This window comes from Micromonospora sp. NBC_01740 (assembly GCF_035920365.1).
Classification (GTDB): domain Bacteria; phylum Actinomycetota; class Actinomycetes; order Mycobacteriales; family Micromonosporaceae; genus Micromonospora; species Micromonospora reichwaldensis.
This window is the reverse complement of record NZ_CP109150.1, coordinates 5,450,966-5,469,752: the sequence shown is the minus strand read 5'-3', so window position 1 is coordinate 5,469,752 and position 18,787 is coordinate 5,450,966. Positions and strand designations below refer to the sequence as shown.

The 18,787-nt window shown below is 73.0% G+C and carries 15 protein-coding genes; 6 read left to right on the top strand and 9 right to left on the bottom strand.

Annotated features, from left to right (window positions below; all coding sequences use genetic code 11):
* Positions 1 to 3 precede the first annotated feature (3 nt).
* Both OG989_RS24200 and OG989_RS24195 read left to right on the top strand, forming a co-directional pair.
* A complete protein-coding gene (locus OG989_RS24200; protein ID WP_327028560.1) occupies positions 4 to 813 on the top strand; it encodes a methyltransferase domain-containing protein in 810 nt (269 codons plus the stop codon).
* 178 nt (positions 814 to 991) lie between these two features.
* A complete protein-coding gene (locus OG989_RS24195) occupies positions 992 to 1,924 on the top strand; it encodes a diacylglycerol/lipid kinase family protein (RefSeq protein ID WP_327028559.1) in 933 nt (310 codons plus the stop codon).
* Positions 1,925 to 1,927: 3 nt separating this feature from the next.
* On the opposite strand, the gene OG989_RS24190 is transcribed toward OG989_RS24195, so the two are convergent.
* Positions 1,928 to 4,867, bottom strand: a complete 2,940-nt coding sequence (locus OG989_RS24190; protein WP_327028558.1) for a glycosyl hydrolase family 28-related protein — start codon at positions 4,865 to 4,867, stop codon at positions 1,928 to 1,930.
* A gap of 344 nt (positions 4,868 to 5,211) precedes the next feature.
* Here OG989_RS24190 and OG989_RS24185 point away from each other — a divergent pair, with 344 nt between their 5' ends.
* Positions 5,212 to 6,273, top strand: coding sequence for a LacI family DNA-binding transcriptional regulator (locus OG989_RS24185; RefSeq protein ID WP_327028557.1), 1,062 nt, complete (start codon positions 5,212 to 5,214; stop codon positions 6,271 to 6,273).
* Here OG989_RS24185 and OG989_RS24180 read toward each other — a convergent pair.
* From OG989_RS24180 to OG989_RS24150, 7 genes are read right to left on the bottom strand one after another with little or no spacing between them, the layout of a single operon-like run.
* Positions 6,266 to 6,961 (bottom strand): N-acetylmannosamine-6-phosphate 2-epimerase, encoded by a 696-nt coding sequence (locus OG989_RS24180; RefSeq protein WP_311411097.1) that lies wholly within the window; start codon positions 6,959 to 6,961, stop codon positions 6,266 to 6,268. The genes OG989_RS24185 and OG989_RS24180 overlap by 8 nt on opposite strands.
* The gene (locus tag OG989_RS24175; RefSeq protein WP_327028556.1) at positions 6,958 to 7,917 is read right to left on the bottom strand and encodes an ROK family protein; all 960 of its coding nucleotides are present in this window, start codon (positions 7,915 to 7,917) and stop codon (positions 6,958 to 6,960) included. Before OG989_RS24175 ends, OG989_RS24180 begins: the two co-directional genes overlap by 4 nt.
* Positions 7,914 to 8,756: a carbohydrate ABC transporter permease gene (locus OG989_RS24170; protein ID WP_327028555.1), complete on the bottom strand. Its 843-nt coding sequence runs from the start codon at positions 8,754 to 8,756 to the stop codon at positions 7,914 to 7,916. Before OG989_RS24170 ends, OG989_RS24175 begins: the two co-directional genes overlap by 4 nt.
* Entirely contained in the window at positions 8,746 to 9,693 is a 948-nt protein-coding gene (locus OG989_RS24165) for a carbohydrate ABC transporter permease (RefSeq protein ID WP_151455080.1), read from the bottom strand. The genes OG989_RS24170 and OG989_RS24165 overlap by 11 nt, the downstream gene beginning before the upstream one ends.
* 12 nt (positions 9,694 to 9,705) lie before the next feature.
* On the bottom strand, positions 9,706 to 10,989 hold the full coding sequence (locus OG989_RS24160; RefSeq protein WP_327028554.1) for an ABC transporter substrate-binding protein: 1,284 nt from the start codon (positions 10,987 to 10,989) through the stop codon (positions 9,706 to 9,708).
* 23 nt (positions 10,990 to 11,012) lie between these two features.
* Positions 11,013 to 12,608 (bottom strand): FAD-dependent oxidoreductase, encoded by a 1,596-nt coding sequence (locus tag OG989_RS24155; RefSeq protein WP_327028553.1) that lies wholly within the window; start codon positions 12,606 to 12,608, stop codon positions 11,013 to 11,015.
* Positions 12,609 to 12,640: 32 nt separating this feature from the next.
* Positions 12,641 to 13,693: a LacI family DNA-binding transcriptional regulator gene (locus OG989_RS24150; protein WP_327028552.1), complete on the bottom strand. Its 1,053-nt coding sequence runs from the start codon at positions 13,691 to 13,693 to the stop codon at positions 12,641 to 12,643.
* Between the two features lie 495 nt (positions 13,694 to 14,188).
* On the opposite strand from OG989_RS24150, the gene OG989_RS24145 reads away from it, so the two are divergent.
* From OG989_RS24145 to OG989_RS24135, 3 genes are all read left to right on the top strand, one after another.
* Positions 14,189 to 15,547: a hypothetical protein gene (locus OG989_RS24145; protein ID WP_151455490.1), complete on the top strand. Its 1,359-nt coding sequence runs from the start codon at positions 14,189 to 14,191 to the stop codon at positions 15,545 to 15,547.
* A gap of 168 nt (positions 15,548 to 15,715) precedes the next feature.
* A complete protein-coding gene (locus OG989_RS24140) occupies positions 15,716 to 16,543 on the top strand; it encodes a DUF72 domain-containing protein (RefSeq protein WP_327031225.1) in 828 nt (275 codons plus the stop codon).
* 55 nt (positions 16,544 to 16,598) lie between these two features.
* Complete coding sequence (locus tag OG989_RS24135) at positions 16,599 to 17,555, top strand: DUF1152 domain-containing protein (RefSeq protein ID WP_327028551.1); 957 nt, start codon at positions 16,599 to 16,601, stop codon at positions 17,553 to 17,555.
* 27 nt (positions 17,556 to 17,582) lie between these two features.
* Here the strand turns inward: OG989_RS24135 and OG989_RS24130 are convergent, their stop codons facing one another.
* The gene (locus tag OG989_RS24130) at positions 17,583 to 18,635 is read right to left on the bottom strand and encodes a zinc-dependent alcohol dehydrogenase (protein WP_327028550.1); all 1,053 of its coding nucleotides are present in this window, start codon (positions 18,633 to 18,635) and stop codon (positions 17,583 to 17,585) included.
* Positions 18,636 to 18,787 lie beyond the last annotated feature (152 nt).

Here is an 18,787-nt window from a genome sequence, read left to right as displayed (position 1 = left end):
ACGATGCCGACAGACATCCGTGACACCGAGTACACCTTCGACAACGGTTCACCGGAGGCGGTGCCCCAGCTGCGGGCGCTGGAGTCCTTCCTGGACCCGATCACGGCGGCCCGGATCGGCGCTCCGGTGCTCGCCCCGGGCGGCGTGTGCTGGGAGATCGGCGCCGGCGGGGGCTCGGTCGCCCGGAGCATGGCCGAGGCGGTCGGCCCGACGGGGCGCGTGCTGGCGACCGACATCGACGTCGCCCACCTCGCCCCCGCGGCCAACCTCGACGTCCGTCGGCACGACGTGCGCAGCGAGCCGCCGCCCGGCGACGCCTTCGACCTCATCCACGCCCGGCTGGTGCTGCTCCACCTGCCGGAGCGGCGGCGCGTACTGGCCTCGCTGGCCGGCGCGCTGGCCCCGGGCGGGTGGCTGGTGGTCGAGGAGTTCGACTGCACGGCCCCGCTGCGCGTGCTGACCGCGCCGAGCGACGACGCGGCGAAGCTCTTCACCCACGTGACGGACACGATGCTCGGCGTCCTGCAGAGCCACGGCGCGGACCTGGCCTGGGCGCAGGACGTGCACGCCCACCTCGCGTCGGCGGGACTGGTCGAGGTCGACACGGTCACCCACTCCGAGAGCTGGCCCGGTGGCTCGCTCGGCGCGTCGCTCTACGCGACGAACTCCCGGCAGTTGGAGCCGGAGCTGATCGAGGCGGGTGTGTCGCCCGGTCAGCTGGAGGCGTTCCGTCGGCTCCTGCGCGACCCCGGGTTCGTCGTGATGTCGTACCAGTTCGTGTCGACCCGGGGGCGGCGTCCGGCCCGGCGGTGAGGCGGTTCCCCTCGCCCGTACCGCCGCCGCGCCGGCGGGCCGGTCGGCGGGGCGCACGCCGAGGCGCCGCGCCGACCGGCCACACCCGCGCCGGTGGTCGAACGGAGCTCGCCGCACCGTCGGCCCCTCCCCGCCGGTCGGGGCGTGGAAACCGCGCCGGCCGGGTACCACGGCGGTCATGGGCACCAGCAGCACGGTGGGCGACGAGCCGGCGACCGCCGTCCGGGTGGGCACGGTCGCGGTCGTCGCCCACCGCAAGAAGACCCTCGGCGGCGGCCTCGACGAACTGCGCGCGGAGCTGGCGGGCGCGGGCGTCGAGGACCTCGTCTGGTACGAGGTGCCGAAGAGCCGCAAGGCGCCGAAGAAGGTCCGCAAGGCGCTGAAGAAGGGCGCCGAGCTGGTCTTCGTGTGGGGCGGCGACGGCATGGTGCAGCGCTGCGCCGACACCCTCGCCGGCTCCGGCGTCCCGATGGCGATCCTGCCCGCCGGCACCGCCAACCTCTTCGCCGCCAACCTGGGCGTACCGGAGGACCTCCCCGAGGCCGTCCGCATCGGCCTGCACGGCCGGCGCCGCTCCCTCGACCTGGGCCGGCTCAACGGCGAGCACTTCGCCGTGATGGCCGGTGCCGGCTTCGACGGCGACCTGATCCGCGAGGCGGACCGCACGCTGAAGGGCAAGCTCGGTCGCCTCGCCTACATGTGGACGGGGCTGCGGCACGTCCGGGGCGAACTCGTCGGCACGCGGATCACCGTCGACGGCACGGAGTGGTTCGACGGCGACGCGAGCTGCGTGCTGTTCGGCAACGTCGGCACGATCACCGGCGGCATCCCGGCGTTCGACGACGCCCGCCCCGACGACGGCTGCCTGGAGATCGGCGTGTCGACCGCCGACGGCGCGGTGGACTGGGCGCGCACCCTCGGCCGGATGGCCGCCGGCCGCTCGGAGGAGTCGCCGTTCGTGCGGATCACCCGGGGCCGCAAGATCAAGGTCCGGCTGGCCGCGCCCCGCACGTACGAGCTGGACGGCGGCGCCCGGGGGGAGGTCACGAAGCTCAAGGTGCGGGTGGTGCCCGGGGCGCTGACGGTCTGCTGCCCCGGGCCCGTTCCCTGAGCGTCAGCGGAGGCCGTGGATCTCCACCTCGAAGACCCGGGCCAGCCCGTCGGTCGGGCTGGGTTCGGTGAACACGAGCCGGACCTGTCGGATGCCGGTCGGCGCGCCGGCGAGGTCGACCCGGGCCGGGTTTGCGGTGTTCGCCCCGGCCGAACCGATGGTCGTCCAGGCCCCGTCGACCAGGGCCTCCACCCGGAACGCCCGCACCCGCAGGCTCTCCGAGCCGGCCACCCCGCTGTAGAGGTCGAGCCGCTGGAGCTCCGCCGGCCCACCGAGATCCAGGGTGAGCGCGGGTGCCGGGTCGGCCGAGCCGGAGATCCAGCGGGCACCCGTCCGGTCACCGTCCACCGCGTGGGCGGCGACGTTGCCGGAGAGCACCGAACTCGCCTGCACCACGGCGCCCCGGGCGAGGTTCTCCCCGGCCACGCCCACCCGCAGGGTCTGCGTGATCTCCTGCCGGTGGTTGGCCCGGGTGAACGCGACGGTCAGCCGGACCGTGCCGTCGGTCACCGCGTCGGCGGGGACCTGCACGCTCACCGCGACCGGCGTGGTGGCGCCCGCGGGCAGCCGGGTGGTCTCCGGCCGCGCCCGCACCTGCCAGCCGGGCGGCGCGTCGACGCCGACCGTCAGGGCGGTGAGCGGGCCGGGGCCGTCGTTGCGTACCCGCAGCACGGCGCTCCCGGCCCGACCGGGCAGCACCCGGATCTCCGGCGTGTCCAGCGCGACGTGGGCGCCGGCCGGGTCGGCCTTCCTGCCGGTCACCCTGACCCCCAGGTACGCCACCTCGATCTCGGGCACGGTCCGGCCGGTCGCCACGTCGGCGACGGTGGCGCCCCACCGGGTGTTGGCCACGTTGTCCGGCCGGTAGCCACGGGTGCCCCGGATCACGATGCCGCTGCTGTCGCGCAGTCCCACCGCGTACGGGTACGGGCCCTGCACGGTGGCCACCCGGAAGAAGACCGTGTTGCCGAACAGGACGTCGTGCACGTCGTCCAGCTCGACGGCCTGGGACCGCCAGCCGTAGATGTGGTCCTCGGTCTGCAGCGCGTGCAACTGCCAGTTGCGGACGCGGCGCAGCACGACCTCGCGGTGCTCGTGGTGCTCGACGGAGACCTCGTACATCCGGCCGCGCACCGAGGTGTCCTCGACGAGGAACCCGTTGTCGGCCCAGCCGGCGACGCTCCAGATGTTGGCGAAGGTCCCGCCGCCGCCCTGCACCCAGAAGCTGTACCTGTGCCGGCCCCGGTACTGGTATCCGGGATCACCGGCGCCGGGGTCGCCGGGCGCGGTCTGCTCCGGGTGCCACTTCACGAACTGGGTGGCGATGTCGGCGAGGTAGCTGCGCTCACCGGAGCGCCAGTGCACGTGCACCGAGCCCGCGGTCTGCTGCGCGGAGTCCAGGCCGAGGCCGGTCACCTGGTTCCGCCCGCCGAGCGGGGTCTGGACCATCGCCTTCGGCCGCTGCGGGTCGGTGAATCCGGCGGCCCGCTCCGGCAGCTTCAGCCAGGTCTGGCGGGGATGCAGGCCGATCAGGTTGTTCTGCGGCCGCAGCCGCAGGGTGTTCCCGATCAGGTACTGCCCCATCGGCACGTAGACGGTGTCGTGCTCGTCGAGGGCCCGCTGGAAGATGGCGTGGTCGTCGCTGGTGCCGCTGCCGACCGTGACGCCCCTGGCGGCGGCGTACTCGACCACGTTGACCCAGCCGCCGGTGGCCGGTGGCAGGGGCGCGTCGGTGCGCAGCAGCCGGGCGAAGCTCGGCGGCGCGGCCGGTGTCGCGGAGACCAGGACGCCGTCGGTACGCCGTTCGGTGTCGCTCAGCGCGTCGTCGACCCGGAGTCCGAGCGTGGCGTCGCGCACCAGGTACGACGGGCCGGGGCCGACCCAGGTGCGTCCGCTGGGCACGGTGGCCAGCAGCGCACCGGTGCCGGTGACCCCGGTGTCGACCACGTTGAGCTGGTTCTGGGCGCGGATGAGTTCCGGCTCGCCGCCGCCCGCGACGGACTCGCTGTCGTTGAGGGTGATCGCCGCCCCGCTGATGTTCTCGAAGACCGAGTCCTGCACGTAGAGGCGCTGGGTCTGGTTCGGGGTGGCGACGATGCCGGCCGGCGAGTCGGCGAAGCGGTTGCGGATCAGGCTGAGCTTGCTGTCCGTGTGCAGCTTGACGGCCGCCTCGCGTTGACCGGTGAAGGTGGTGTCCAGCAGCGTGGTCTGCCAGCCGGGCGAGGCGGCGAAGGCCAGCATGCCGACCGTGCCGCCGTAGACGTTGACCCGTTGGATCAGGTTGGCGTTGTGGTCGATCCCGGCGTATCCCGTACCCACGTGGATGTCGAGGTCCTGGAGGACGAACATCTGGGCGCCGCTGAAGCGTACGGCCACCGCGGCGGGGTTGCCGGGCTCGATCCGGATGTCCAGGTTGACCAGGCCGGTGCCGAAGGTGTCGTTGTTGCCGAAGCTGCGGGCCGCGCCGGGCTGGAAGGGCCGGCGCAGCGCGGCGAAGAGGAAGGACTGGTTGCCGTCCTGGAAGCCGGGGGTGGACTCGGCGAGGACGAACTCGGGCCGCGCGGCGCCGAACCCGATCAGGCGCACCGAGGCGTGCAGGTCCACCTGCCGGGAGAGGCGGTAACGCCCTTCCGGCACGAAGACCACGCCGCCGCCGTCGCCGACGGTGACGTTGCGTGCCCCGCCGACGATGTTGCCCAGCCAGTTCTCGCCGCCCCGGCGGGAGGCCTCGTCGATGGCGGCCTGCACCGAGGCCGTGTCGTCACCGACGCCGTCGCCGTGCACCGGGAACCGTGCGCTGCCGAGGACGACCGCGGTCGGGTCGGTCGGCATGCTCCGGTAGACGGAGGCCGAGGCGGCCGGTGGGGTGGGGGCTGCCGCCGGCGGGGCGGCGACGGCCGGCGCCACGGCCGTGGCGGCCAGGAGGAGGGAACCGGCCAGCATGCCGACCCGTGCCCGGCCCGCTGGGGGTCGGCGGCCGGCTGCCCGCCGGGGTGGAGCTTGGATCATCGGGACGCCTTTCCTGCCCCTGTCGGGACCGGTCGGCGACCATGTGGTCATGCGCATAACCAGAATGTTTCCGCTGGCCCGAGCTGTCAAGAGCCGGGCCGCCAGAATATGAAACCCCCGCGTAACATTGACTTACGGCGACCGGTGGGCTGATCATTCACGGCAGCCCGCTCCCGAGACGTCGCCGTGTGCGATCGTGTGGTCATGCGCATGACCAGCCGGGGCGACGGCGCGGGAGCGGGCCCCCGGCGAGCGGCCGGGACACGGAGGTGACGACGATGCCAGGCACCAACGGCCGGGCCACCCAGGCCGACGTCGCCCGGCTCGCCGGGGTCAGCCAGGCGACCGTGTCACTGATCCTCAAGGAGGGCGACACGGGTCGCCGACGCGTCGGTGAGCAGACCCGTCAACGCGTGCTCGACGCCATCCGGATGACCGGGTACGTCGCGAACCCGGCCGCCCAACGCCTGGCCGGGGGACGCACCCGGATCATCGGCGTCTTCACCTACGAGCCGGTCTTCCCGCGCGACAGCCGGGACTTCTACCACCCGTTCCTGGTGGGGGTCGAGGCGCAGGCCGAGGAGCTCGACTGCGACCTGCTCTTCTTCACCAGCACCCCGTCCCGGCAGGGGCGGCGCCTGCTCGGCGACGGTTCCCGCCGGCTCGGCGTCGCCGACGGCTGCGTCCTGCTCGGCCGCCACGACGACAAGCGTGACCTGGCGGACCTGCTCGGCCGCGACTTCCCGTTCGCCTTCATCGGCCGACGGGAGTCCGACGCCGGCATCGTGCCGTACGTCGGCGCCGACTACGTGACCGCCACCCGCGAGGTGGTCGAGCGGCTGTTCGCCCTCGGCCACGAACGGGTCGGCTTCCTCGGCGACCTCCGCCGGGACGAGCCGTCGGCCGACCGTGCGCAGGGCTACCAGCAGGCGGTACGCGCCGCCCGCAGCCGCCCGGTCGTGCTGGACGGCGCCAGGTTGACCGGCGGCGAGGCACTCGACCTGCTCGACGACAACGGGCTCACCGCGGCGGTCGTCTGGCCGTCCGGGTTGGCCCCGCAGATCCGGGCGGCGGCGCTGGCCCGGGGGATGTCCGTTCCCGGCGACCTGTCACTGGCCCAGCTCGGCGACGCCGAGGACGGCAGTCCCGGCGACATCGACTGGACCGGTTTCCGGATCCCCCGCGAGCAGATGGGCGCGGGGGCGGTGCGACTGCTCTTCGAACAGCTGGTCGGTCCCGCGCCGGGCGCCGACGCCCTGCAACGCAGCCTGCCCTGCGCCGTCGTGCCCGGGACCACCGCCGCGGCGCCGCGGCGCACCCGCCCCCGCGCCGTCAGGTGAGTCGGGCGCCCGCCGGGGTGGCCGGCACCAGGCGACGGGTGAGCCACAGCGGCGAGGTGACCGCGTTGCCCATCACCACCGAGTGGGCGCCCGCCGCGAACGCCTGCCCGATCTGCTCGGCGCTGCGGTAGCGGCCCTCGGCGATCACCGGCACCGCCAGCAGGTCGGCGAGCCGGGCCACCAGCGTCAGGTCCGGTCCGTCGGTCGGCGGGCTGGCCGGGGTGTAGCCGGAGAGGGTGGTCGCGACGGCGTCCGCACCGGCCCGCACGGCGGCCACGCCCTCCTCGACGGTGGAGACGTCGGCGAGGACCAGCGCGTCGCTCCGCTCCCGGACCGCCCGGACCGTGTCGGCGAAGCTGCGCCCGTCCGGACGGGGACGGTCGGTGGCGTCGACGGCGACGATGTGCGCCCCGGCCGCGGCCACGTCGAGCGCGTGCGCCGCCGTCGGGGTGATGAAGACCCCTTCGACGCCCTGCTTGTGCAGCCCGATGACCGGCACGTCGACGGCGGCGCGGATGGCCCGGACGTCGGCGGTGCCGTTGGCCCGGACGGCGACCGCGCCGCCCCGTACCACCGCCGCGGCCACCCGGGCCTGCACGTACGGGTCGCGCATCGGGTCGTCGGGATCGTCGAGCACCGGCTGGCAGGAGACCACGAGGCCGCCGGCCAGCTCGTCGAACACACTCACGTTCTCGTCCTCTCGTCGGTGACCACGGCGGAGCTGCCGGCCGCCTGCCGGCCGGGGCCCGGGAGGCCCGCCAGTCGGGCGGCGCCCACGACGACCGCGTCCGCGCCGAGCGCCGCCGGTAGCAGGGACACGTCCGCCCAGGCCGCGGGAAGTTCGGCGGTGAAGGCGGCGCGGGCGCCGGGGAACAGGGCGTCGGCCGCCCCGCCCGCGAGCACCACCGCCTGCGGATCGAGCAGGGCGACCAGCCCCGCGAGCGCCCGGCCGAGGGCCGTGGCGGCGCGGTCCACCACCTCCCGGGCGACCGGTTCACCGGCCGCCGCCCGCTCGGCCACGGCCCGCCCGGTGATCCGCACACCGGTCTCGAGGGCGTACGCGCCGGACAGTCCCGTGCCCGAGGCGATGCCCTCCAGGTGCCCGTACCGGCCGCACCCGCAGCGCAGCCGCTCGGCGCCGGGAGCCGGGAGGTGCCCCACCTCGCCGGCGCCGCCCCGGGCGCCGGTGGAGATCCGACCGTGCTGGAGCATCGCGCCGCCCAGGCCCGTGCCGACCGCGACCAGCACCAGGTCCCGCCGGTCCCGGCCCGCGCCGACCCAGCTCTCGCCGAGCGCGGCGGCGTTCACGTCGTTGGTGACCCGGACCGGCCGGGCCAGCCGCGCGGCCAACTCGTCGGCGACCGGCGTGCCGGCCCAGCCGGGCAGGCTGTCGGTGGCGTACCGGATGGTGCCGGTGGCCGGATCGACCGTGCCGGCCGTGCCCACGCCGACCGGGCCGGCGCCGCCCGCGTCGAGCAGCTCCCGGACGAGCCGCGCGGCGGTGTCCAGCACGGCCGCCGGCCCCGACCCGGCAGGGGTGGGCGCCAGGCGACGCCCGAGCACCTGCCCGTCGGGTCCGACCAGCGCCGCCGCCGTCTTGGTGCCGCCGATGTCGAGGCCCACCAGGGCCGCCGGCACCGTCATCCCTTGAGCCCGGTGTGCGCCAGGCCCTCGACGAACTGCTTCTGCGCGATGACGAAGACCACCAGGACCGGCAGCGCGGTCATCGACGCCGCGGCGAGCTGGACGTTCCACATCGGGCCGCCGTAGGCGTCGACGAACTGGGTGAGCGCCTGCGGCAGGGTGAACTTCTCCGGCGAGGAGAGGAACACGATCGGTTCCAGGTAGAGGTTCCAGCTGTGCAGGAAGGTGAAGATGGCGACCGCGCCCAGCGCGGGCCGGGACAGCGGCAGGGCGATCTTCGAGAAGGTGGCGAACCGCCCCAGCCCGTCCACCCGGGCCGCCTCCTCCAACTCGCCGGGGAGGCTGATGAAGAACTGCCGCATGATGAAGGTCGCCAGCACGCTCGGCGCGCCGAGGATCGGCACCAGGATCAGCGGCCAGTGGGTGTCGACCAGGCCCAGCTTGAAGAACATCTGGAACAGCGGCACGATCGTCACCTCGCTCGGGATGAGCAGGCCGGCGAGGATCACCAGGAAGAGCACGTTCTGGCCACGGAAGCGGATCCGGGCGAAGGCGTACCCGGACAGCGCCGCCACCGCCAGGGTGCCGACGGTGACCACCAGCGCGATGTAGAGGCTGTTCAGGTACTGCTGGCCGAACGGCTGCAACTCGAACACCCGCTGGTAGGCGTCCAGCTTCGGGCTCGTCGGCAGGAGCTGCGGCGGGAAGCTGAAGATGTCGGCGATCGGCTTCAGCGAGGAGGTGACCATCCACCAGGTCGGGAAGACGAACGGGATCGCCAGGACCAGCAGCACCCCGTAGAGCACCAGCTTGGTCCGGGGCGACAGGTCACGATTCATGGTGGACCCACCTCTTACGCATCTGCCACTGCAGCACGGTGAGCGCGAGCACGATGACGAACAGCACGATCGACAGCGTGGCGCCGTAGCCGAAGTGGTGGAACTGGAACGCCTGCTGGTACAGGTAGTAGACGAGCACCGTGGTCGAGGTGCCGGGGCCGCCCTGGGTGAGCACCGCGATCTGCGCGAAGACCTGCAACGAGCCGACCACCGTGATGATCGACGTGAGCAGGATGGTCGGGCTGATCATCGGCACGGTGATCCGCCAGAACTGGCGCAGCCGACTGGCCCCGTCCACCTCGGCGGCCTCGTACAGCTCGGCCGGCACGCCCTGGAGGGCGGCCAGGAAGAGCACCATGTTCAGGCCGACGTTCTTGAACACCTGCACCACGACGACCGAGAACATGGCGGTGCCCTCACCGCGCAGCCAGTTCGGCCCGTCCACGCCGACCGTGTCGAGCAGGCCGTTCACGCCGCCGTTGTCCTGCAGCAGGAACCCCCACACGATGGTCCAGGCGACCAGCGAGACGACCACGGGGGAGAAGAACAGGGTGCGGAACACGATCGTTCCGCGCAGCTTCTGGTTGAGCAGTACGGCGAGCAGCAGGGCCAGGCCGAGGTTGAACACCACCAGCCCGACCGAGAACAGACCGGTGGCCCGCAGCACCGAGCCGAGGTTGGTGTCGTCGGCGAGGTTCGCGTAGTTCTCGGTGCCGACGAACTCGAACGTGCCGGCCAGCACGTTCCACTCGTGCAGGCTGTACCAGACCACCAGGATCAGCGGCAGGATCACGAAGACGAGGCTGCCGAGCAGTTGGGGAGCGATGAACAGGTAACCGGTGAGTTGGTCGCGGCGGCGGCTGGTCCAGTACGGCCGCGACCGGTCCCGGGTGGGCGGGGCCTCGACCCCGCCCACCGTCGTGTCCGTCTGGGACATGGTCAGGCTGCCCTACTTCGCCAGCAGCGGCTGGATCTTGGTGCAGACACCCTCGAGGACGGCCTTGACGTCCGCGTCGGCCTTCCAGAGCGGGTCGAGCCCGGCGCGCACCTGCTGGCTCAGCTCGGCCTGCCCGGCGTGACTGGGCTTGACCACGCCGTTGGTGATGCCGTCGATGACGACCTTCTGCAACTGCTCGGGCTTGAGCGTCGGGTTCGTCTTGGCCAGCGTCTCCGCGGTGAGCTGCGACTGGCGCGGCGGCGGGAAGAACTGGGCCAGCTTGGCCGAGTTGGTGGGGTTCGTCAGGAAGGCGAGGAAGTCCGCCGCCGCGTCCGCGTTCTTGCTCTTCTTCATCACGCCGACGCCGGCCTGGCCGACCACCGAGTAGTTGCCCTTCGGCCCGGCCGGCAGCGGCACCAGGTCCCAGCCGAAGCCGTCCGACTTCAGCAGCGAGGCGCGGGAGATCTGGGTGACCGTCATGGCGGCGTCACCGGCGAAGAAGTCGGCGGTCGTACCCGGGCCGGGCAGCGCCTTGCCGGTGAAGATCGCCTTGTGCAGGGTGGTCATCGCCTCGACCATCTCCGGGGCGGCGAAGCCGCAGGACTTGCCGTCCTCGCTCCACGCCTGGGCGCCCCAACCGGTCCAGAGGGTCGACAGGTTGTCCCAGCCCTTGTAGTCGAAGTCGCGGATCACCAGGCCGGCCTTGCCGCTCGACGCGGCGGTGGCACCGGCCGCGGCCAGCGCGTTGTCCCAGTTCCACTGCCCGGCGGCGATCAGCTCGGCCGGGGTCTTCTGCCCGGCCTTCTTGAGCATGTCGGTGTTGACGAAGACGCCGAACGGCGAGGTGGAGAACGGGTACGCGTACAGCTTGCCCCCGTCCTGCCAGAGCTTGAGGGTGGCGGGGGAGATGTCGTCGTACTGGTAGCCCTCGGCCTTCTTGAGCTTCTCGTCCAGCGGCAGCAGCGCGCCGGAGGCGACGAAGTCGGGGGCCGAGTTCTCGAACACCCAGGCCAGATCGGGCGCGTTGCCGCCGGCGATCTGGGTGGTCAGCGTCGTGGTGTAGTTCTCGAACGGCAGCGGGTCGAACTTGATGGACGCGACGTCCGGGTGGCTCTTGCGGTACTCGTCGGCGATCTCGTTGAACAGCTTGAGGTGCGCCTCGTTGGCGGACCAGACGGTCATCCGCAGGTTGGCGGGACCCTTGTCCGCAGCTTCGTCACCGCCGCCGCAGGCGGACAGCGCGAGGACGCCGGCCAGTGTCGCCGCGACACCGCGCACAGCCTTTCCCAATCTCATGATCTTCTCCTCTTCGGGGGTGTTCAGTAGCCCGCGACCTGGGGCCAGCGCATCTCCACGCCGGCCGCCGAGAGGCGGTCCTGGAAGTCGGCCAGCAGGCGGGGGGTGCCGCGGACCGCGCGCGGGGACTCGCCCCGGGCCAGACAGAAGTCGGCGAGCAGGCCGGCGACCTCGCCGACGTTCCACTCGACCGGGTGCAGCCGGTAGCTGCCGTTGGTGATGTGGGTGGTGCCGATGTTCTTGCCGGCCGGGAGCAGGTTCTCGACCCGCTGCGGGATCAGCGCGCCCAACGGGATCTCGAACGGGCACGACCCGACGTCGATGTAGTTGTCGCCACCGGTGGAGGGGTGCAGGTCGATGCGGTACATCCCGACGCCGATCGAGTCCGGGTAGGCGACCGCGCCGTGCTCGCCGCGTACGGCCAGCGACAGGTCCTGCTCGACGACCGTGTACTCGGCCCGGATGCGGCGCGACTCCCGGATGTAGGGCGCCTGCGCCAGGCCGTCGCGGCTGCCGGTCACGTCGCCGCGCAGGCGCAGGCCGGGGAAGCCGGTCCCGCCGTCCGGCCGGGGCGCCTCGGTCTGCATCCAGTAGAGCACCGAGTACGACAGCTCGCGGGCCTTGCTCAGGTGCCACGACGCGTTCGGCACGTCGATGACCGGACTCTCGAAGTAGTCGATCATCGGCCAGTTCACCAGCGTGATGTCGCTGTCGTACGCGCCGTCGGTGAAGTTGCGCCGGGCGGCGATGCGCCGGAACGTCCAGAGGTTGCCGTCGCCGGGGTTGAGCCGTTGGTCGGCGTTGACGGCCAGCGGGTCGTCGTCCGGGTTGGGCGTGAAGCTGCGCTCGACGATCTCCAGGGTGCGCGGGTGCGGCGACCGCCAGGACAGCAGCCGGTCGCCCCAGAAGTCGGGCTTGTAGTCGCGCCAGAAGTCGTAGTTCGCCGGCCGCTCGATGGTGTGGTCGCCGTCGACGTGGTCGAGCGCGAAGCAGACGGAGACGGCCTGCATGTTCATCGGCTGCGCCTCGGCCGGCGCGCTGGGCTCGCCGGTGTCGGCCTGCGACTCGAAGCCGGTGACGTACTCGGTGCCGGTCAGCGGCAGCAGCTCGCCGGTCTCCGTCGCGTCCAGGATGTACGGCGCGACGAGGTCGATCCGCTCGTCCCGGTCGCGGTGCGCGACGGTCACCCCGACCACCCGGTCCCCGTCGGTCTCCGCGGCGACCGGCCGGTACGGCTGGAGCACCGTCAGCCGGCCGGAGCCGAGGAACGGCGCCAGCATCTGCTCGATGACGGCGACGGCCACCCGGGGCTCGTGGCAGACCCGGCTCACCCAGCCGGCTCCCGGGTTGAGGTCGGTCCAGGCCCGCGACCGCTCGGTGAGCGGGTAGTGCCGGCGGTAGTAGTCACGGATCCCGGTGCGCAGGGCCCGGTAGCTCGCGGTGGCTCCGAACTGTTCGATCCAGGAGTGCTCGTCCGGCGGGACGGCCTGGCTGGTGAGCTGCCCGCCGAGCCAGTCGAACTCCTCGGTCAGGATGACCGACCGGCCGGCCCGGGCCGCGGCGAGCGCCGCCGCCACCCCGCCCAGCCCGCCCCCGACGACGAGGACGTCCGCACGCATCTGTACCACTTGCTTCCTTCCGGGTTGCACGGTCACCGCTCAGCTGCGGTGGACCGCCGATCAGGGGTGCCGAGGGTGTCGCCCTCGACGAGTTCGCAGGGCAGGAGCCGCTGCTGGACGCCGACGGCGCTGCCGTCGATGACGCTGGCGAGCACCTCGACCGACTGCCGGCCCATCTCCTCGCGGGGGATGCGGAATCCGGTGAACGCGAGGTCGGTGGGAACCGGGACCGTCGGGTCGCCGAGCGTCAGGATCGACAGGTCGCCGGGCACGCCCAGGCCGCGCCGCCGGCTGGCCAGCTCCAGCGCCACGGCGGTGGCGAAGTCCTCGATGAAGGCCACCGTGGTCCCGTCGGCCAGCAGGTCGTCGAGGATGACCTCGGCGTCCCGGGCGACGGTCGTCAGGTGGCGGGCGCTCTCCGCGGCCGTCGCGGCCGCGACGAACCCGCGCCGCCGGTCCGCCGAGGACTCCGCGGTCAGGTCCGTGTTCAGGTAGGCCAGGCGCCGGTGACCGCGGGCGAGGGCCAGGGCGACCAGCTCGCCCACCGCCGTCGCGTAGTCGGCGCCGACGTACGGCACCGGGCCGCCGGCGTCGTCGCGACGGCCGACGGCGACGTACGGGAAGCCGTCGCGGTTGAGCCGGTGCAGCTCCGCGGCGTCGATCTCCCGGCCGAGCAGGATGCAGCCGTCGGCGAGGCGGAGCCGGTTGTCCTGGTGGAAGATGCGGCGCCGACCGTCGACCACCGGGGCGCTGGTGAACAGCAGCAGGTCGCAGCCGGCCCGTTCCGCGTACTCCTCGATGCCCAGCAGGAAGGGGTGGAAGAAGTCGCGGCTGCCGCTGGGGAAGGCGGGCTCGTAGGTGAAGACGCCGATGATCCGGTTGAACCGTGCGGCGAGCCGGCGGGCCACGGGGTCGGCGGCGTACCCGGTCTCGGCGATGGTCCGCAGCACGCGGTCGCGGGTCTCGGGCGCGATGCGGACGTCGGCGTCGGCCCGGTTGTTGAGCACCAGCGACACGGTCGCCTGACTGACGCCAGCCAGCCGCGCGATGTCACGCTGCGTGACGCGTCGGGGTGTAGAGGGCACCACAGGTCCTTCCGGTGCGGCTAATGCGTATTAGCGCTCGGCGTTGGGGAGGAGCCTGGCGGGCCGACCGGGTTTGTGTCAAGAGGGGGACGGAGAGATTTCTTGGAGATGAAGTCCCTGGAGTAATGCGGATTAGCTCCGAGCGGTCCACCCCGCGTTCGCGGCTCGCTGGCTCCCGACGGAGCCGGCGGGCCGTCCCGCCGAGGCCGGCGGCCGGCCTCTTGACAAGACCCGCCCGGGTCGAGCAGCATTCGAGAAGGATTGATGGTAATACGTATTAGCACCTGACCCGGGCGGCCTGCTCACCCTCGCGGTGGCCGACCGTCTCACGCAGCGTGACTTCGTGCCGCCCCGCGGCGTGCTGCGCGGCGTCCACAGTCGTCACCGGCGTACCCGTCCCCACCTCCTGGGCTCCTCCGTCGACGGCCCCGTACGCCGACGGCCCGCCCGGGCGGTGGGGGAGCCCCACCATCCCCCGACAGAGCAGGAACAGCGATGACGAAAGCACCCGTCCGAGTGCCCGGTCGCGCCGCCGTGGCGGCAGCCGGCGCGGGCATGTTGGTGACCGCGCTGGCCGGTGCGGCTCCGGCCGCCGCCGATCCGGCCCTCGACTTCCCGCGCTTCACCTACGCGGGCACCGCGTTCGACAAGAGCGCCCTGACCTACAACCCGACCAACGAGTTCATCTTCCCGAGCGTCATCCGGGCCGCCGACTACTTCCCCAACCCGCTGGGCACCTACTACCTGTACTACGCCCCCCACGAGCGGCCCGGCGGGATCGCCCTGGCGTACGCGGACTCGATCAACGGTCCGTGGACCGAGTACCGGGCCAACCCGTTGATCGGCAACACCTGGCTGCCCCACTACTCCACGGTCAGCCACATCTCCTCCCCGCACGCCATCTGGGTGGAGGGGGAGCGCAAGCTGTTCCTCTACTTCCACGGCGAGAACTCGATCACCCGGTACGCCACCTCCGAGGACGGCATCCACTTCGACTACGGCGGGACGGCGATCAGCCGCGACGACAGCACCGGCGGGGAGACCTCCTACGCCCGGGTGTTCGAGCACGCCGTGCCGCGGCTGGGCAGCCGGTACCTGATGCTCTTCATGGACAACCCGACCGCCGCGCCGCCCGGGCCGACCGGGCCGGTGTCCCGGCGGATCCGCTGGGCGGTCTCCCCGGACGCGCGCACCTGGACGATCCAGCCCGACCCGATCGTCACCCCGCAGGGCATCCAGGGCCCGAACGCCTCCGGCCCGTTCTTCCTGCGCTGGAACGGCCGCAACCTGGTGATCTTCCACGCGGCCGACGGCAACATGCACGCCGTGGACGTCGGCGACGACCTCGACCGGGAGGTCCACCTCGGCGTCGTGCACGACTCGATGGTCGCCGCGCCCGACCTGGGGCGCTCGGCCGCGCCGACGTTCTACTTCGAGGGGCGCACCGCGCACATGTACTACGAGGCCGGCGGGCGGCTCACCGCGACCATCGGCCATGCCGTCGCCACCCTGGACCGGCCGGTGCCCACCCGCGAGGTGGACTGCGTGGTGGACCGGCCGGTGCTGTGGCCGCCGAACCACCAGATGGTCGACGTCACCGTGACGGCAGACCTGCGCGACGGGGTGCTCGGCCCGTACGCGCTCAACCTGACGGCGGTGACCGGCGGCGACGCCGCGGACGTCAGCGGCTTCACCGTCGGCACCCCGGACACCAGCGGCCGGCTGCGGGCCGAACGCGACGGCGCCGGCGGGGACAGGGTCTACTCCCTGACCTACGCGGGCCACGACGAGATCGGTCGCCCGGTCGGCTGCACCGTGACGGTCACCGTGCCGCACGACCAGGGCCGCGACTGACGGAGCAGGGACCGCTGGGCGCCGGCCGTGCCGCACGGGCACGGCCGGCGCCCGCGCCTGGGCTCGCCGCCGCCGGCGCGGCCGGATACCGTACCCGCGGCGCGGGTCACCCCGCGTCGGGCCGTCGAGCGGTGGGAGGATCCGATGCGCCTGCACGTGGGGTGCGCGATGTGGACGCACAAGTCGTGGCAGGGGCGCTTCCTGGCGCATCCGCTGCCGGCCCACGAGCGGCTGCGCGCGTACGCCGGCTGGTGCACGGCGGTCGAGGGGAACACCACCTTCTACGCCACCCCGGCCCGGGAGACGGTCGCCTCCTGGGCGGAGCAGACCGACCCCGACTTCCGGTTCGTGCCCAAGCTGCCGAAGGTCGTCACGCACGAGCGTCGGCTCACCGGTGCCGACGAGGAACTCCGCGCCTTCCTGCACGCCGTCGAACCCCTCGGCCCACGGGCCCACGCCCTCTGGATCCAGCTGCCGGGCTCGTTCGGCCCGGCCGACGTACCCGCGCTGGCCCGTTTCCTGCGCGGGCTGCCCACCGCCCACCGGTACGCCGTGGAGGTCCGGCACCCCGCGTTCTTCGACGACCCCCGGGCGGCGCGGACGCTGGAGGAGGCGCTCGCCACCGTCGGCGCCGAGTGGGTGCCCTTCGACACGACCGCGTTCTTCCGCACCCCGCCGACCAGCGACGCGGAACGCGAGGCGTGGACCAGGAAGCCGCGCACCCCGCTGCGCACCCACGCGCTGACCGACCGGCCGATCGTCCGCTACCTCGGCCGCGACGACCCCGCACGTACGGTCGAGGGCTGGCAGCCGTGGCTCGACGTGGTGACCGGGTGGCTGCGCGAGGGCCGATCGCCGACGATCTTCGTGCACACCCCGGACAACGCCGACGCGCCCGAGCTCGCCCGCCGGTTCCACGACGAGGTGCGGGCGCGCCTGCCCGAGGTCGAGCCGCTGCCCGAGCCGGAGCCGGTCGGGCCGTCGACGCTGTTCTGAACGGAACCGCCCCGCCTGCCAGGGAACCCCTGTGCCGGTCGCCTGAGGAGGCTCGATGCGGTCGCTGGCCGTACCGCCGTTGTTCGCCGCGCTGGAGCCGGCGCGCACCGTGCTGATCGCGGGCGCGGGCGGCGGCTTCGACGTGTACGCCGCGATTCCGCTGGCTGTCGCGTTACGCGACGCCGGTCGGACGGTGCACCTGGCCAACCTCTCCTTCACGCGGCTCGAACTGCTCGACCTGGACGCCTGGGCGGCGCAGGACGTCGCCGCCGTCACCCCGGACACCGCCGGCCCCGACGAGTACTTCCCGGAACGGGCGCTGGCCCGCTGGCTCGCCGCCAACGACCAGCCGAGCACCGTGTACGCCTTCCCACGGGTGGGCGTGGAGCCGCTGCGCGACGCGTACCGGCATCTGGTCGACGCGCTAGGGGTGGACGCGGTGGTGCTGGTCGACGGGGGCACCGACATCCTCATGCGCGGCGACGAGGCCGGCCTCGGCACCCCCGTCGAGGACATGACGAGCCTCGCGGCGGTGGCCGGCCTGGACGTGCCGGTGAAGCTGGTGGTGTGCCTCGGGTTCGGCATCGACGCGTACCACGGGGTCAACCACACCCAGGTGCTGGAGAACATCGCCGCCCTCGACCGCGACGGCGCGTACCTCGGGGCGCTGTCCATTCCGGGCAGCAGCAGGGAGGCGCGGCTGTACCGGGACGCGGTCGCGTACGGGCAGGCGGCCACGCCGCTGCGGCCCAGCATCGTGCACGGGCAGATCGCCGCCGCCATCCGTGGCGCCGACGGGGACGTGCACATGACCCGCCGCACCCGGGGCAGCACCTTGTTCGTCAACCCGCTGATGGCGATCTACTTCAGCTTCGACCTCGACGGCCTGGCCCGCCGTTCGCTCTATCTCGACCGGCTGGAGCACACCGTCGGCATGCGACAGGTGGCCTCCCGGATCGAGGACTTCCGTGACGAGGTCGAGCGGCGCACGCCCCGGGTCTTCCCGCACTGACCCCTCGCCGCCGCGCCGCCCGCCGGCTCAGGCCCGGTCCGGCTGGTTCGGGTCGATCAGCACCTTGGTGTGCTCGCTGCGGCCCGAGTCGAGCTCGTCGAGGACGTCCTTCAGCGACGACAGCCCGAAGGTGCCCGTGTGCAGTGCCGCCACGTCGATGCGACGTGCGGCGATCGCGTGCATCGCGCCCACGAAGTCCTCGTGCTGGTAGGCCAGTGACCCGATCACCGTCAGCTCCCGACTCTGCCAGTCGCCGTAGCTGACGCTCGAGTTCTCCAGCGGGTAGCCGAGCAACGCGAGCGTCCCGCCCCGGCGCACCAGCTCCGCCGACGGCTGGAACAGCGACGGAACACCGCTGCACTCGTACACGACGTCGGCGCCCATGCCCGCGGTGAGTTCGTTCAGCGCGGCCGGCAGGTCGGCGGGCTCGACCACGTGGGCGAAGCCGAGCCTGCCGGCCAGCGTACGGCGCGCCGCGGAAGGCTCCGAGATGATCATCGGCCCCGCCCCGGCGTTGCGCGCGTGCTGGGCGGTGAGCAGCCCGATCGGGCCGGCGCCCTGGACCAGCGTGGTGCTGCCGTACTCCGCCGCCACCCGCCGCACGGCGTGAAAGGTGACCGTGGCCGGCTCCACGAGCGCCGCCTCCACCGCCGAGAGGCTCTCCGGAACGGGGATGACCCGCCGCGCCGTCACCTGCACCCGGGTGGCGAAGGCGCCGTGCGGCGGTGCGTCGGCGTCGACCCCGTTAGCCTCGGCGAACACGGTGTCGCAGTGGCGGGCGTGCCCGGCGACGCACTGGCGGCAACGGCCGCACGCCGGCCCCACCGCGCCCACCACGCGCTGGCCGACCCGCAGCCCGTCCACGCCGGCGCCCACCGCCGAGACCGAACCGGTCCACTCGTGCCCGAAGACCGCCGGCGGCAGCATGTGCCCGTCGGTGTAGCCGTGGACGTCGGTGCCGCAGATCCCCGTGTACGTGATGTCGACGGTCACGCGGCCGGGCCCGGGCTCGGTCGCGGACACCTCTCCCGCACGGAGTTCGCGCGGACCGGCGACCGCGAGATAGCGACCAGCAGACATACGGGATCCCCCTCGGCGACAGCTCCAGTCTCGCACCCGACCCGCGCCACGGGGCGTCTACCAGCAGATTCGCGCGGCGGGGCGTCCCCGATCCGGCCGGGACCTCCGCCGCCGACGGTGGATCTTCGGCCCCGCGCCGAAACATACCTTCA